Source organism: Streptomyces sp. NPDC000410 (assembly GCF_040300305.1).
Classification (GTDB): Bacteria; Actinomycetota; Actinomycetes; order Streptomycetales; family Streptomycetaceae; genus Streptomyces.
In genome coordinates, this window is sequence record NZ_JBEPDM010000004.1 from 66,099 (window position 1) to 80,731 (window position 14,633).

Annotated in this window: 14 protein-coding genes; 4 read left to right on the top strand and 10 right to left on the bottom strand. The window is 71.2% G+C overall.

Translation table 11 applies throughout. The features are described from left to right. Positions 1–163 precede the first annotated feature (163 nt). The 9 genes from hpnD to ABT342_RS07285 all read right to left on the bottom strand — a co-directional run bounded on the left by hpnD (position 164) and on the right by ABT342_RS07285 (position 9,450). Complete coding sequence (gene hpnD, locus ABT342_RS07245; RefSeq protein ID WP_502965478.1) at positions 164–1,102, bottom strand: presqualene diphosphate synthase HpnD; 939 nt, start codon at positions 1,100–1,102, stop codon at positions 164–166. A gap of 8 nt (positions 1,103–1,110) precedes the next feature. Continuing rightward, positions 1,111–2,025 carry a squalene synthase HpnC gene (gene hpnC, locus ABT342_RS07250; protein WP_351568303.1) on the bottom strand — a complete coding sequence of 305 codons (915 nt, stop codon included), beginning with the start codon at positions 2,023–2,025 and terminating at the stop codon, positions 1,111–1,113. Positions 2,026–2,352: 327 nt separating this feature from the next. Then, complete coding sequence (locus ABT342_RS07255) at positions 2,353–3,150, bottom strand: ABC transporter ATP-binding protein (protein ID WP_351568306.1); 798 nt, start codon at positions 3,148–3,150, stop codon at positions 2,353–2,355. Continuing rightward, a complete protein-coding gene (locus ABT342_RS07260; RefSeq protein WP_351568309.1) occupies positions 3,143–4,072 on the bottom strand; it encodes an ABC transporter permease in 930 nt (309 codons plus the stop codon). Before ABT342_RS07260 ends, ABT342_RS07255 begins: the two co-directional genes overlap by 8 nt. Before the next feature lie 100 nt (positions 4,073–4,172). Further along, positions 4,173–5,045 carry a glycosyltransferase family 2 protein gene (locus ABT342_RS07265; protein ID WP_502965487.1) on the bottom strand — a complete coding sequence of 291 codons (873 nt, stop codon included), beginning with the start codon at positions 5,043–5,045 and terminating at the stop codon, positions 4,173–4,175. Between the two features lie 20 nt (positions 5,046–5,065). Next, positions 5,066–5,845 (bottom strand): CDP-alcohol phosphatidyltransferase family protein, encoded by a 780-nt coding sequence (locus ABT342_RS07270; RefSeq protein ID WP_351568314.1) that lies wholly within the window; start codon positions 5,843–5,845, stop codon positions 5,066–5,068. Then, positions 5,823–6,884 carry an iron-containing alcohol dehydrogenase family protein gene (locus tag ABT342_RS07275; RefSeq protein ID WP_351568317.1) on the bottom strand — a complete coding sequence of 354 codons (1,062 nt, stop codon included), beginning with the start codon at positions 6,882–6,884 and terminating at the stop codon, positions 5,823–5,825. Before ABT342_RS07275 ends, ABT342_RS07270 begins: the two co-directional genes overlap by 23 nt. Beyond that, positions 6,872–7,609, bottom strand: a complete 738-nt coding sequence (locus tag ABT342_RS07280) for a phosphocholine cytidylyltransferase family protein (protein WP_351568320.1) — start codon at positions 7,607–7,609, stop codon at positions 6,872–6,874. Before ABT342_RS07280 ends, ABT342_RS07275 begins: the two co-directional genes overlap by 13 nt. Next, positions 7,606–9,450 carry a DUF5941 domain-containing protein gene (locus ABT342_RS07285; RefSeq protein WP_351568870.1) on the bottom strand — a complete coding sequence of 615 codons (1,845 nt, stop codon included), beginning with the start codon at positions 9,448–9,450 and terminating at the stop codon, positions 7,606–7,608. The genes ABT342_RS07280 and ABT342_RS07285 overlap by 4 nt, the downstream gene beginning before the upstream one ends. Before the next feature lie 265 nt (positions 9,451–9,715). Between ABT342_RS07285 and galE the strand changes: the two genes are divergently transcribed. The 4 genes from galE to idi all read left to right on the top strand — a co-directional run bounded on the left by galE (position 9,716) and on the right by idi (position 14,040). After that, positions 9,716–10,699 (top strand): UDP-glucose 4-epimerase GalE, encoded by a 984-nt coding sequence (gene galE, locus ABT342_RS07290; RefSeq protein ID WP_351568323.1) that lies wholly within the window; start codon positions 9,716–9,718, stop codon positions 10,697–10,699. A gap of 143 nt (positions 10,700–10,842) precedes the next feature. Further along, positions 10,843–11,790, top strand: coding sequence for a cation diffusion facilitator family transporter (locus tag ABT342_RS07295; RefSeq protein ID WP_351568326.1), 948 nt, complete (start codon positions 10,843–10,845; stop codon positions 11,788–11,790). 271 nt (positions 11,791–12,061) lie between these two features. Next, complete coding sequence (locus tag ABT342_RS07300; RefSeq protein WP_351568329.1) at positions 12,062–13,309, top strand: bifunctional class I SAM-dependent methyltransferase/N-acetyltransferase; 1,248 nt, start codon at positions 12,062–12,064, stop codon at positions 13,307–13,309. Positions 13,310–13,446: 137 nt separating this feature from the next. Next, on the top strand, positions 13,447–14,040 hold the full coding sequence (gene idi, locus ABT342_RS07305) for an isopentenyl-diphosphate Delta-isomerase (RefSeq protein ID WP_351568332.1): 594 nt from the start codon (positions 13,447–13,449) through the stop codon (positions 14,038–14,040). Here idi and ABT342_RS07310 read toward each other — a convergent pair. Further along, entirely contained in the window at positions 14,015–14,512 is a 498-nt protein-coding gene (locus tag ABT342_RS07310) for an ATP-binding protein (protein ID WP_351568872.1), read from the bottom strand. The two genes, idi and ABT342_RS07310, sit on opposite strands and share 26 nt — an antisense overlap. Between the last annotated feature and the right edge of the window lie 121 nt (positions 14,513–14,633).

The window sequence follows — 14,633 nt, forward strand, 5'->3', positions numbered from 1 at the left end:
TGCGGACGCGCCGACGGGCGCACCGCACCCGCGGCCGGGCCCCCCACCGGTCGTGAGCCCACCGCCGGGTCGAGGGCCCGTGCCCGGCGAACCGTCGTCGTCGAGGACGCCGCGGCCGCACGGACGGATGCGTCCCGCTTGTGCGGGTTTGCGGAGCGGCACATCAGGCGCGCCTCCTGAGGGTCTGCCGGGAGATGTGCCGGGCGTCCAGGCCGGACAGGCCGCGCACGGCGACGTACGCCTTCTCGCGGCCGGGCAGCGAGACGCGCCCGCGCAGGACGGCCTCGGGGTCGCGTTCGATGCGGTCGAGGAGGCGGCGGTAGATGCCGGCCATCGCCGCGACGCAGGCGCCGCTGCGGCGGTCGAGCATGGGGAGCAGCCGGTAGCCCTCGGCGAACAGTCCGCGGGCGCGCCGCACTTCGAAGTGGACCAGGCCGGTGAAGTCCGCGCCGGGGGGCGGGGTGACGCCGTTGAAGCCCCCGGAGCAGCCGAATTTGGCGAGGTCGTCGGAGGGCAGATAGGTGCGCCCGTTCCCCGCGTCCTCGCGGACGTCCCGGAGGATGTTGGTCAGCTGGAGGGCGAGGCCGAGCGTGTCGGCGTACTCGGGCGCGCGGTCGGCGCCCTGCGCGCCGGGCATCGTGCCGAACACCCCGAGCGAGAGCCGCCCGATGGCGCCCGCGACACACCGGCAGTACGTCTTGAGGTCGTCCCACGTCTCGTACGTCTCGCCTCGGACGTCCATGAGCACGCCGTCGATGAGCTCGTCGAGCCCGTCGAGCGGGATGGGGAAGCGGCGCGCGGCGTCGGTGAGGGCTACGGCGACCGGGTCGGTGTCGTCCTCGTCGACCGCGCCGTCGCGGATCCTGCCGAGCAGCTCGCGGGTCGCCTCGAGCCGGTCGCGCTTCGCGTTCTCGTCGAGTGCGCCGTCGCCGATGTCGTCCACGCGCCGGGAGAAGGCGTACAGCGCGGACATGGCCTGCCGCTTGTCCGCGGGCAGCAGCCTGATGCCGTAGGCGAAGTTGCGCGCCTGCCGGCCGGTGACGGCCTCGCAGTAGCTGTATGCGGCCTGCACGGGTGCGGACATGTGCGGGTGTACCTCCATGCTCCGACTCACCCCTCTCTACGCGCTCTACGCAAGACCGCTCCCACTTCACGCAGCAGTCCGGGCTTGGTGGGCCTGGGTGGTCCGGCGAGCACGTCGTGCCCGGCGTCCGCGATCGCGCCGAGCGCGGCACGCCCCCCGGCCACGAACCCGGCGAGCAGCAGCCTGAGCCTGCCGTGGACGCTACCCACGAGCGGGGTGCCTTCATCCAGCAGCAGCCGGGCGCGTTCGGCCTCGTACGCGACCAGCGCACGCACCGACGCGCCCCCACTGGGCGCGGCCAGGTCCGCCTCGCTGACGTGGAACCGCTTCATGTCCTCGGCCGGGAGATAGATACGGTCGCGGGCCAGGTCCTCGGGTACGTCCTGGAGGTGCTCGACGATCTGGAGCGCGGTGCAGATCGCGTCCGAGCGGCGGACCCTCTCCGGGCTGGATGTGCCGGTGATCCGCAGCACGAGCCGCCCGACGGGATTCGCGGACAGTTCGCAGTAGTCGACAAGATCATCATACGTCTCGTAGCGGCGGACGAGCTGGTCCTGACGGTTGGCCTCGATCAGGCCGAGGAACGGCTCGGGGGTGAGCCCGCACCGGCGCACGGTGGGCACGAGCGCGCGCAGCAGCGGGTGGCGCGGCGTCTCATGGGCGAAGACGCGGCGCAGATCGGCCTCGAAGGCGTCGAGCATCGTCAGCCGGTCCTCCGCCTGGGCGCGGCTGAGGCCGAGATGGCGGGCGTCGCCCGCGCCGGGAGCGAGGTCGCCGTCGCCGATGTCGTCGACGAGCCGGGCGTAGCCGTACACGGCCATGAGGTCGCCGCGCCAGGCGCGCGGCAGGAAGAAGGGCGCCACCGGGAAGTTCTCGTGCGCGGCCTTGTCGAGGGTGGCGCGTGTGGCGGCGTCGGGGCGCACCTGCCGGGAACCCGTCACTGCGTACTGCCCGGCGCGTGGACGGCGCTGCACACGCGGAGCTGGAGATTTTCCGTCATAGCCGTCACATCTCCCGTTCTACACTGCCGACCCAATACATCCTATTTCGGACACGCCGCCGGTATTTCCCGGCGAACAGCGGCCCTGAGGGCGGGAAGCCTGGGACGTATCGCCCCACTTGCCGCGAATCAGCACCGGTACAGCTTACGTTGTACAACGGTGCACACCACGCCGGGGTGGCGCGCCCACGACCGGCGGACCGCTCCGCACGGACGGGCCCCCGCCGAGCGATCCGGCGGGGGCCCGTCCGTGCTGCGCGAGCGGGAGCTACTTCCCGGTCTCCTTCTCGTACGCCTTGATGACCTCGTCGGTCGGGCCGTCCATCAGCAGCTCGCCCTTCTCCAGCCACAGGACGCGGTCGCAGGTGTCCCTGATCGACTTGTTGCTGTGGCTGACCAGGAAGACCGTACCGGCCTCCTTGCGCAGCTCACGGATGCGCGCCTCGGAGCGGATCTGGAACTTGCGGTCACCGGTGGCCAGCGCCTCGTCGATCATCAGCACGTCGTGGTTCTTGGCCGCCGCGATGGCGAACCGCAGCCGCGCACCCATACCGGACGAGTACGTCCGCATGGGCAGCGTGATGAAGTCGCCCTTCTCGTTGATGCCGGAGAAGTCGACGATGCCCTGGTAGCGCTCCCGGATCTCCTCGCGGGACATGCCCATGGCGAGTCCGCCGAGGATGACGTTGCGCTCACCGGTCAGATCGCCCATGAGCGCGGCGTTGACGCCGAGCAGGGACGGCTGGCCGTCGGTGTAGACGTGGCCGCTCTCGGGGGGCAGCAGGCCGGCGATGGCCCGCAGCAGGGTCGACTTGCCGGAGCCGTTGGTGCCGATGAGGCCGATGGCCTCGCCCCGGTAGGCGGTGAAGGTCACGCCTCGCACGGCGTGCACCTTGCGCACGCCGCGCGACTCGCCCCGGTCCCGGCGGATGATCCGGTTCAGGGCGGCGGTCGCGCTGCCCCGCCCGCCCGCGCCGCCGTTGACGCGGTACACGATGTGCACGTCGTCGGCGATGACGGTGGGCACGCGGTCGGCGGCTCTCAGGTCGTTCTTGTCGTCAGCCACGTCCGTAGCGCTCCTCGGCCTTCCAGAAGTACACGAACCCGACGGCGCCCACGAACAGGGCCCAGCCGAGACCCGCGAGCCATACGTGCGAGGGCAGGTTCTCCGAGCCGTACCCGTCGATCAGGGCGAACCGGATGAGGTCCATGTAGATCGCCGCCGGGTTGTACATCAGGATGTCGGCGATCCAGGCCGGCTGGTCCTGGAGCATGATCGGGATGGAGAACATCACGCCCGAGCCGTACATCCAGGTGCGCAGGACGAACGGCATCAGCTGGGCCAGGTCGGGGGTCTTGCTGCCGAGCCTCGCCATGGCCAGCGCGAGGCCGACGTTGAAGACGAACTGCAGCGCGAGCGCCGGCACGACCAGGAGCCAGCTGAGCGACGGGAAGCTGCCGAAGCCGACCGCCACGACCACCAGCACGATCATCGAGAACAGCAGCTGCTGGAGCTGTTGCAGGGCGAACGAGATGGGCAGCGAGGCGCGCGGAAAGTGCAGCGCCCGCACCAGACCCAGGTTGTTGGAGATCGCCCGCACACCCGCCAGTACGGAGGTCTGCGTGAACGTGAAGACGAACACACCCGTCACCAGGAACGGAATGTAGACCTCGGTCGACAGCCCGCGGTTGGCATCCAGGATCAGCCCGAAGATCAGGTAGTACACGAGCGCGTTGAGCAGGGGCGTCGCCACCTGCCACAGCTGACCGAGCTTCGCCTGGCTGTACTGGGCCGTGAGCTTCGCCTGGGAGAAGGCCAGGATGAAGTGGCGGCGGCCCCAGAGCTGCCTGACGTATTCGACGAGCCCCGGTCGGGCACCGCTCACCGACAGTCCGTACTTGGCGGCGAGCTCCGCCGGCGTCAGACGGTCGTCGGGAGATGGCGGGGCGCTCGTCGCGATCGCACCGTCATGGGTTGTGTCACTCACAAGTTGAAACTTTCGTGTTCAAGATGCGCGGCAGGTGGGCGCTCAGGTGGCGGCCAGGTCCCGGAAACGAAGTACGCCCGATGCTCTCAGATCCGGGCCGTCAGACGACAGGCGGTCGGCCCAGTCTGGTCAGGCGCCACACCGTACGCCACTTCATGGGCCGCCGGGGCCCGCACGGTGTGGTCCAGCCTTCCCGGAAACCGCCGAACCACGCCTTGAGCGCCGCGGCCGAGGGCCGGCGGGCGAGGGTGAGCAGGATCCACACGCCGAGGTAGACCGGCACCAGCGGCGCGGGCAGATTGCGGCGTGCCAGCCAGACCCGGTTGCGGGCCACCATCCGGTGGTAGACCGCGTGCCGGGACGGCGGGGTCGTCGGGTGGAACAGCACCATGTCGGAGCGGTAGTCGATCATCCAGCCGGCGTCCAGCGCCCGCCAGGCGAGGTCCGTCTCCTCGTGGGCGTAGAAGAACGCGTCCGGCAGCCCGCCGACCTGGGCGATGACCTTCGTACGGACGGCGTTGGCGCCGCCGAGGAAGGTCGTCACGCGGGAGGACCGCATCGGGTCGGACGCGCGCAGCCTGGGTACGTGGCGGCGCTGGGTGGCACCGGTCTCCGGGTCGGCGATCCGGAAGCTGATGATCCCGAGCCCCGGGTCGGCCTCGAACGCCTCGCGGACGAGGCGCGCGGTGTCCGTGTTCGGCAGCAGGCCGTCGTCGTCCAGGAAGAGCAGGGCGTCGACGTCCGTGCCGGACGCGCCGAAGGCCTCGATGCCGGCGTTGCGGCCGCCGGGGATGCCGAGGTTCTCCGGCAGGTCGACCGTGCGTACGCCGTCGGGGACGCCGGTGACCGGGGCGCCGTTGCCGACGACGACCACCTCGACGGGGTCGCCCTCCTGCTTGGCGACCGAGTCGAGGAGCGCACGCAGGTCGTCGGGGCGGTTGCCCATGGTGATGATGACGGCGCCGAGCTTCATGGGGGAGGTCACGGGGGCACTCACCTCAGCCTGCTGGAGGCGAGCACGGACACCAGGTGCAGCACGGTCTGCAGCAACGCGATACCGGCCAGCACCGCCACACCGAGACGGGAGAAGAACAGATCGCCCCGGACCTGGTCGACGACGGCCAGCACCAGGATGAGCAGCGAGGCCTCGATGCCGAGGACCAGCCGGTGGAACTTCAGCGCGGCCGCGGCCCGGCGGGCGAGCGCCACACCGGACGAACGCGGCTCGGCCGCCGCGTCCTTGACCGGCTCCATCCCGGCCTGGTGCCGGGCGACGCCGACCAGGTCGGTCTCGGCCTTGATCAGGATCGCGCCGAGCGCCGCGAGGGTGCCGAGGAAGGCCCACAGCCAGTCGATCCGCCCGCCGCCCCACAGGTCGGCGGCGCGCAGGCCGAAGCCGACGAGGACCGCCGCGTCGCACAGGTAGGCGCCGACCCGGTCCAGGTAGACCCCGGAGAGCGAGTACTGCTTCTTCCAGCGGGCCACCTCCCCGTCGACGCAGTCCAGCAGCAGATAGAGCTGGACCGCGACGACGCCGAGGACGGCGCCCCAGATGCCCGGCACGAGCAGGGCCGGGGCGGCGAGGACACCGCAGACGGTCATCAGGTAGGTCAGCTGGTTCGGCGTGACCTTGGTGGTGACCAGGAGGCGGGTGATACGCAGGGAGATCTCGCGCATGTACAGGCGGCCGCCCCAGTGCTCTCCGCTACGCCGGTCCTTCACCCCTGCCGGGTGAACGACCGGTCGGAGTTCAGCTACGGATGGTCTTGGCATAGTCGGCGTACGCGTCCCTGATCTGGTCGGTGGACAGGTCGAGGTGTTCGAGGACGGTGAAGCGTCCCGGGCGGGTCTGCGGCGCGTACTCCACGGCCCGTACGAACTCGTCCGGGGTGAAGCCGATCTCCTCGGGAAGCACCGGCAGGCCGTGCCTGCGGAGTACCTCGGCGAAGAGCACCGACTGCTCGCGAGCGCCACGCAGATGCATCGCGAAGGCGGCGCCCAGTCCGACCTGCTCGCCGTGGAGCGCGCAGCGCTTGGGGTAGAGCAGGTCGAAGGCGTGGCTGATCTCGTGGCAGGCACCGGAGGAGGGCCGGGTGTCGCCGCTGATCGACATGGCGATGCCGGACAGGACGAGCGCCTCGGAGAGCACGGTGAGGAACTCGTCGTCGCCGACCCCGCCGGGGTGGCGCAGTACCGACTCTCCGGCGGTACGGGCCATGGCGGCGGCCAGTCCGTCCATCGGCTCGTCGTTGACCTGGTGCGACAGCTCCCAGTCGGCGATCGCCGAGATGTTGGAGATCGCGTCGCCGATGCCGGAGCGGATGAAGCGGACCGGGGCCTCACGGACCACGTCGAGGTCGATGACCATGGCGATGGGCGTGGGGACGCCGTAGGAGCCGCGTCCGTTGTCGTTGTCCAGGATGGACACCGGCGAGCAGAGCCCGTCGTGGGCGAGGTTCGTGGCGACGGCGACCATGGGCAGGCCGACCCGCGCCGCGGCGTACTTCGCCACGTCGATGATCTTGCCGCCGCCGAGGCCGACGACGGCGTCGTACCGCTTGCCCTTGATGCCGTCGGCGAGCCTGACGGCGGAGTCGATGGTGCCGTCGGCGACCTCGTACCAGTCGGCGTCGGGCAGCAGCGGCGCGAGCTTCTCGCGCAGCGCCTGGCCCGATCCGTTGCTGATCGCGAACGCCAGCTTGCCCGACGAGGAGATCCGCTGGTCGGCCAGGAGGCCGGCCAGATCGTCCATGGCGCCGCGGCTGATGTCGACGACGACCGGCGACGGGATGAGCCGGGTCAGTACTGGCACGCGATCTCACGGCCCTTCGCGAGGTCGTCGTGGTTGTCGATCTCGACCCACTTGACGTCGCCGATCGGCGCCACGTCGATCTGGAAGCCCCGGTTCACGAGCTCCTGGTAGCCGTCCTCGTAGTAGAGGTCCGGGTCGCGCTCGAAGGTGGCCTTCAGCGCGTCGGCGAGCGCCTCGGCGGCCTCGGGCTCGATGAGGGTGACGCCGATGTACTCACCGGTCGCGGTGGCCGGGTCCATCAGCTTGGTGATCTTCTGCACACCATTGCCGTCGGCCGTGATGACCTTCATCTCCTCGTCGGCGAGCTGCTTCACCGTGTCGAGGGCGAGAATGATCCGCTGACCGTCGCCCTGGGCCGCGAGCAGCGTCTTCTCGACGGAGACCGGGTGCACGGTGTCGCCGTTGGCGAGGATCACACCCTGCTTGAGCACGTCACGGGCGCACCACAGGGAGTAGGCGTTGTTCCACTCCTCGGCCTTGTCGTTGTCGATGAGGGTGAGCCCCAGGCCGTACTTCGCCTCCAGCTCCTCCTTGCGCGCGTACACGGCTTCCTTGCGGTAGCCGACGACGATGGCGGCCTCGGTGAGGCCGACCTCGGCGAAGTTGCCGAGGGTGAGGTCGAGGACGGTGGTGTCACCGTCGACGGGCACGAGGGCCTTCGGAAGCGTGTCGGTGTAGGGACGCAGACGCCGTCCGGCACCGGCTGCCAGTACGAGGCCGATCATGCGGGTTCTCCTTCGTCATGTACGGCGGGTGCCCCGGAGGAGACCCAGAAGCGGATGGACTCCACGAGCACCACCAGCGCTACGGCCACCGCGGATGCGGTGAGTGCGACGGTGAACGCGGTGGCGTCCGACGCCAGGACGGCGGCGAGGACCGCCACCACCAGCGTGCGGCCTTCGTGCCCGCCGATCGTCCGCACCAGCCAGGCCGGCGGCGCGCCGGTGCCACCGCGGATGCGGTACACCGTGTCGTAGTGATGGTAGGCGACGGCCGCGACCAGCCCGAAAGCCGCGGGCAAGGCCCCGTTCACCTCGGAGCGGGCGGCGAGGAGCAGGATCACGCCGTACTCCGTGGCCCGGAAGACCGGCGGGACGAGCCAGTCGAGGGCGCCCTTGAGGGGCCTGGCCACGGCGAAACCGGAGGTCGCGGCGTACAGCGCGGCAGCCGCCACGGGCCACCAGCTGCCGAAGTCCGCGACAGCTGCGGCCGTCACGACGGCCGCACCGCCCGCCACGGCGATCGCGAGCGGCGCGATCCCGGGAAGGCCGCGCGCGGCCTTGGCGAAGACCGCCGCGAGGCTCTCGGCGAGCGCGCCGGAGTCGGCGAGATCGGCGAGCGCCCGTGCCGCGCGGTCCGTGCGGCGCGCCTTGCGAGTAAGCGAGCGCAGGACACGGCCCGCTGTCGTGTACGCGGCGGCGAAGGCGCAGCCGACGAGGAGGGCGTAGAAGACGATCCGGGGCGTGGTCACGGCCGTCAGTACGGCGATCATGGCCCAGCGCTCGCCGATCGGCAGCACGATCATGCGGCGCACCCAGACCGTCCAGCCGACGCTGTCGAGCTTGTCGGAGAGGGCGGCGGTGGGGCTCGTGTTGGACACCGCGTCGTGGTTGGCCTCGTTGAAGGAGAAGTCCACGACGTGGCGGCAGGTCTGGAGCACCATCGCGCCGAGCGCGAGAGCCCATACGTCGTCCCCGCCGCGCGCGGCCCCGAGCGCGAGGCCCGCGTAGTACGCGTACTCCTTGGCGCGGTCGAACGTCGCGTCGAGCCAGGCACCCATCGTCGAGTACTGCAGGCTGTAGCGGGCGAGCTGCCCGTCGGTGCAGTCCAGGACGAAGGAGAACAGCAGCAGCACGCCGGCGGCGACGAAGCCCCAGCGATCGCCGGTGGCGGCGCAGCCGGCCGCGATCAGCGCGGTGATCAGCGAGGCGGTGGTGACCTGGTTGGGGGTCAGCCCGCGCCGGGCGCACCAGCGGGCGATGTAGCGCGAGTACGGGCTGATGCAGAAGGTGGTGAAGAACCCGTCGCGGGCCTTCACGGCGGAGCGCAGCCGTACGTCCTCGTCGTCGACGGCGGCGACGGCCTGCCGCGCCTCGTTGCGCGCCTGCGGATCCCCGGGCACGGTCGCGACGAGCGACCCGAGCTCGGGCCGGTGCGCGCTGACGCCTTCCGCGTCGAGCGCCTCGGCGGCGCGGTCGGCGAGACTGACGCCCCGCTCGTCGGACGAGCCCGGCTCCGCCGCCGGGGCCGTGTCGCGGGCGGTGGTCTCCGCCGCTGCGCGCAGCGCCGTCAGCAGCGCCCCCCGCGCCGCCGGCTGGGCCGTGACGGCCCCCGTGACCGCGGCGGCGGGGAAGCGGGGGTCGGTCAGACCCAGGCGGAGAGCGTGTACGTGGCCGACGAAGCGCGGGTCGACGACGGCGACGCGTTCGGCGCCCGGGACCGCGGCGAGAAGCTCGGCGGTCTCGTCGGGGCCGGAGGCGATACGCACATCGAAGCCCAGCGACCGGAGATCGCCTTCGAGCGGCGATCCGGGTACCGGCGGACCGGTGAGGATGGCGGTCGACAGACGGACTCACTCCTTGGCGCGGAACAGATGGGTGTGCACGGCGGCTCGGCCCGGGACCCGGGCGGCGGCACGTCGGCTGAGGCTATCGGATGAACGGAAACACGAGTTCACCGAGGTTTCCCGGTGCGGACACTCCCGCTCCGCCCGGCGGCCTCGTGGCCGCTCACGGGCGTGACCGGGCCGCGGCGGCCCGGCCGGAGATCATCATTGTCGATCCACGCCGTACCCCACAAACCAGGCCCGCGCAGGGCCTAGGGTTGCGGCTATGACTTGGCTGATCACAGGTGGAGCGGGGTACATCGGAGCCCACGTGGCGCATGCCATGGCCGAGGCCGGGGAGCGCCTCGTCGTGCTCGACGACGTGTCGACGGGAGTCGCGGGGCGGCTCCCCGACGGCGTGCCCCTGGTCCGCGGTTCGGTGCTGGACCGGGAGCTGCTCGACCGCACGCTCGCCGACCACGCGGTCACCGGCGTGGTGCACCTCGCCGCCAAGAAGCAGGTCGGGGAGTCCGTCGAGCAGCCGCTGCGCTACTACCGGCAGAACGTGCACGGGCTCACGGTGCTGCTGGAGGCCGTGGTCGCCGCCGGCGTACCGCGCTTCCTCTTCTCTTCGTCCGCCGCCGTGTACGGGGTCCCCGATGTGGAGCTCATCACGGAGGAGACCCCCGCCGTGCCGATCAATCCGTACGGCGAGACCAAGCTCGCGGGCGAGTGGCTGGTGCGGGCGGCGGGGCAGGCCCACGGGATCGCCACCGCCTGTCTGCGCTACTTCAACGTGGCGGGCGCGGCGCGGCCCGAGCTCGCCGACACCGGGGTGTTCAACATCATCCCGATGTTCTTCGACCGGATCACCCGCGGCGAGGCGCCCCGTATCTTCGGCGACGACTACGCCACCCCCGACGGCACCTGCGTCCGCGACTACATCCACGTCGCCGATCTCGCCGACGCCCACCTCACGGTGGCCCGCCGGCTGGCCGGACAGACCGGCGCCGGGGACCTCACCGTGAACATCGGCCGGGGCGAGGGCGTGTCGGTACGGGAGCTCGCCCGGCTGGTCGCCGAGGTGACGGGTCACGGCACGCCCGCGGTCGTCGAGCCGCGCCGTGCCGGGGATGCCGCGCGGGCCGTGGCGTCGGTGGAGCGGATCGCGAAGGAGCTCGGCTGGACGGCCTCGCGGGGGGTGCGAGAGATGGTCGAGTCGGCGTGGGAGGGCTGGGTGCTGCACCACCCCGAGGCACGCCGCCGCTGATCGGCCCGAGGCGCTGACCTGCGAACATCTTCGCAGGTCAGACGATATGACAACGGTGTTCAGCGTCGTGTTGCCGGATACCCCCCACCCGTAGTTCACTGGCCATTCGGACAGATCAACGAGTCGATCCGGGAGGCGTTCTCATGGGGGCTGGCCACGACCACGGGCACGGACACGGGCACGGTGGGCCGCCGCCGACCGGCACGGCGGCGGCCGCCTACAAGGGGCGGCTGCGCATCGCGCTGTCGATCACCCTGGGCGTGATGGTCCTGCAGGTCGTCGGCGGCGTCCTGGCCGACTCGCTGGCCCTGATCGCCGACGCCGCGCACATGGCGACGGACGCGCTCGGTCTCGCCATGGCACTGCTGGCGATCCATTTCGCGGGCCGTCCGGCCGACGCGAGGCGCACGTACGGCTTCGCGCGGGCCGAGATCCTCGCCGCGCTGGCGAACTGTCTGCTGCTGCTCGGTGTCGGCGGCTATGTGCTGTACGAGTCGGTGCAGCGGTTCATGACGCCCGCCGAGACCAAGGGCGGGCTCGCGATCGCGTTCGCCCTCGTCGGTCTGGTCGCCAACATGGTCTCGCTGTCCCTGCTGATGCGGGGACAGCAGGAGAGCCTCAATGTGCGCGGGGCGTATCTGGAGGTCCTGGCAGACGCTCTGGGCTCGGTGACGGTCCTGGTGGCCGGGGTCGTCATCCTGACCACCGGCTGGCAGGCGGCCGACCCGATCGCCTCACTGGTGATCGGCCTGATGATCGTTCCGCGTACGGTCAAACTGCTGCGCGAGACGCTGAACGTGCTGCTGGAGGCGGCCCCCAAGGGCGTCGACATGGGCGAGGTCCGCGAGCACATACTGGCCCTGCCCGGCGTCGAGGACGTCCACGATCTGCACGCCTGGACGATCACGTCGGGGATGCCGGTGCTCTCGGCGCATGTCGTCGTGGCCCAGGACGTCCTGGACGCGATCGGGCACGAGAAGCTGCTGCACGAGCTGCAGGGCTGCCTGGGGACGCACTTCGATGTGGAGCACTGCACGTTCCAGCTGGAGCCCAGCGGTCACGCGGCCCATGAGCCGAGGCTCTGTCACTGACGGCTGTTACAGTCGGAAGGCGGAATGATCGGGTTCCGCCACGCCTTTGAGAGGAGCTGGGGTTGATGACCGTCGCAGTTGAGGCTGCCCTGCGCAGCGCTCGGTCCGTCATCGACTTCATCGACTTCCGGGCTCTCGGCCGACCTGACGTGTACTGACTCGTACTGACGCGCATCCTTACGCGCACTCGCGTACAGACGCGCATCGATTCGTACGGAGTCGTACGGATCCGCGATGCGGCCGGGGCCCTCACACTCAAAGGGTTCCCACGTTGTCCGACAACGTCATTCACGACGCCTTCTTCTCCCTTCACCACGGCCTGCCCCGGCAGAGCCCCGGCTCCGACGACTCGACCCGTCGTCTGCTGGCGCTCGCCGGTCCGCTGCCGTCCCGTCCCCGCGTGCTCGACCTGGGCTGCGGTCCGGGCCGTGCCTCGCTGCTGCTGGCCGCCGAGGCCGGCGCGCGGGTGACGGCCGTGGATCTGCACGAGCCGTTCCTCGACGAACTGCGCCGGGCGGCCGACGCCGACGGGCTCGGCGACCGGATCCGTACCGTCAGGGCCGACATGGCCGAGCTGCCCTTCCCCGACGGGTCCTTCGACCTGGTCTGGGCCGAGGGCTCGGCGTACGCGATCGGCTTCGACACCGCGCTGCGCGAGTGGCGACGGCTGCTCGCCCCCGGCGGGACGCTCGTCGTCAGCGAGTGCGAGTGGACCGGCGACAGCCCGAGTGCCGAGGCCCGCGCCTTCTGGGACGAGCACTACGCGCTGCGTACGCCGGCCAAGAACGCCGCGGCCGCGGTGCGGGCGGGCTACAACATCCTCGGGGTGCACCGCCAGCCCGAGAGCGACTGGGCGGAGTACTACGGACCGCTCGGCGCCCGGGTGGCCGCGGCCGATCCCACCGCCCCCGGGATGGCGGAGGTTCTCCCCGCCACCCTCGCGGAGATCGCCATGCGCCGCGACCACGGGTCGGAGTACGGCTACACCGGCTACGTCCTGCGGCCGGCCGACCCCCGCTGGCGGACCCGGCCGGAGACCGCCGCTGACATCCCGCACGTGCACGCCGTCAACGCGACGGCCTTCGAGACCCCGTCCGAGGCGGATCTCGTCGACGCGCTGCGGCGGGACGAGGCGGCCTGGCTGCCGGGTCTGTCGTACGTGGCCGAGGCGCCGGACGGTTCGGTCGCGGCGTACGCGCTGCTGACTCGCTGCCGGGTCGGGGACGGTACGGCGCTGACGCTGGCCCCGGTCGCCACCGCGCCCGGCCACCAGCGGCGGGGCGCGGGCTCCGCCGTGATCCGGGCCGTGCTGGACGCGGCACGGGTGCGCGGTGAGCGGCTGGTCCTGGTGCTGGGGCATCCCGAGTACTACCCGCGGTTCGGTTTCACGCCCGCCTCGCGGCTGGGCATCGCGCCCGGGTTCGAGGTGCCCGATGAGGCGATGATGGCGCTGGTCCTGGACGAATCCACGGCGCTGCCGAAGGGCACGATCAGCTATCCCGAGGCCTTCGGGGTCTAGGCAGCACCCTCCGGGCCCGCCGCGCGGTCGGCGTGGCGGGCCCGGACATGCCCGTGACGGTGAAGTGCGGACAAGCCGCTTTTGTACGGCAGACTGAGATCGCCCCGCAGGGCCGAGGACCGAAGCGAAGGATGGCTATGCCGACCACACCCGCCGCCGCGACGAACAGCTCGCCGAACGGCACCCAGCAGCCGATCTTGCTCGAACTGGTCGACGAGATGGGCCATACCATCGGCACCGCCGAGAAGCTCGCCGCCCATCAGGCGCCCGGCCGGCTGCACCGCGCGTTCTCGGTGTTCCTCTTCGACGAGCAGGGGCGGCTGCTGCTCCAGCGCCGCGCGCTCGGGAAGTACCACTCCCCCGGTGTCTGGTCGAACACCTGCTGTGGGCATCCCTATCCGGGTGAGGCTCCGTTCGCCGCCGCGGCGCGTCGTACGTACGAGGAGCTGGGCGTCTCACCGTCGCTGATGGCGGAGGCGGGCACCGTCCGCTACAACCACCCGGACCCGGCGTCGGGGCTGGTGGAGCAGGAGTTCAACCATCTCTTCGTGGGGATGGTGCAGGCCACGCTGCGGCCGGACCCGGACGAGGTCGAGCAGACGGCCTTCGTGACGGCGGCCGAGCTGGCCGAGCGTCATGCGCGGGACACGTTCTCCGCGTGGTTCATGACCGTGCTGGACGCGGCGCGTCCGGCGATCAAGGAGCTCACGGGACCGGCCGGGGGCTGGTGACCCCGCCGCCGGGGAGCCCGGGGACCGGGGCGAGCGGCAGCGCGGCCCAGATGATCTTTCCGCCGGTGGCGGTGTGCTCCACGTCGCACTCGCCGCCGGCCTCCCGCGTGACCTCGCGGACGAGCAGCAGGCCGCGCCCGCCCGTCTGGCCGTAGTCGGTCTCCAGCGCCTTGGGCCGGTACGGGTGGTTGTCCTCGACGGCCACCCGGATCCACTCCGGGCCGATCGCGACCTCGACGGCGACCTCGGGCGACAGCAGGGCCGCGTGCCGTACGGAGTTGGTGACCAGCTCGGAGACGATCAGCAGCAGCCCGGCCAGGAGATCGCCGTCGACCGGCACACCCTGGCGGCGGATCAGGTCGCGGACGGCGTGCCTGGCCTGCGGGACGGAGACCTCGAGCGCGGGTGCGGTGAACCGCCAGACGCCTTCGTACGACAGTGGCCGCGCCGGGATGCTCCCGGGGCTCTCCATAAGTCCGGCACCCACCCTCGTGCTCGTGATGCTCTGCTCGGAAACTCTTCAGTCCGAGTGTTGGTACCGAGTTGGTCCGCACCGGGCCGCTGAACAGAAATCGGCCTCTATCGACGGGTTC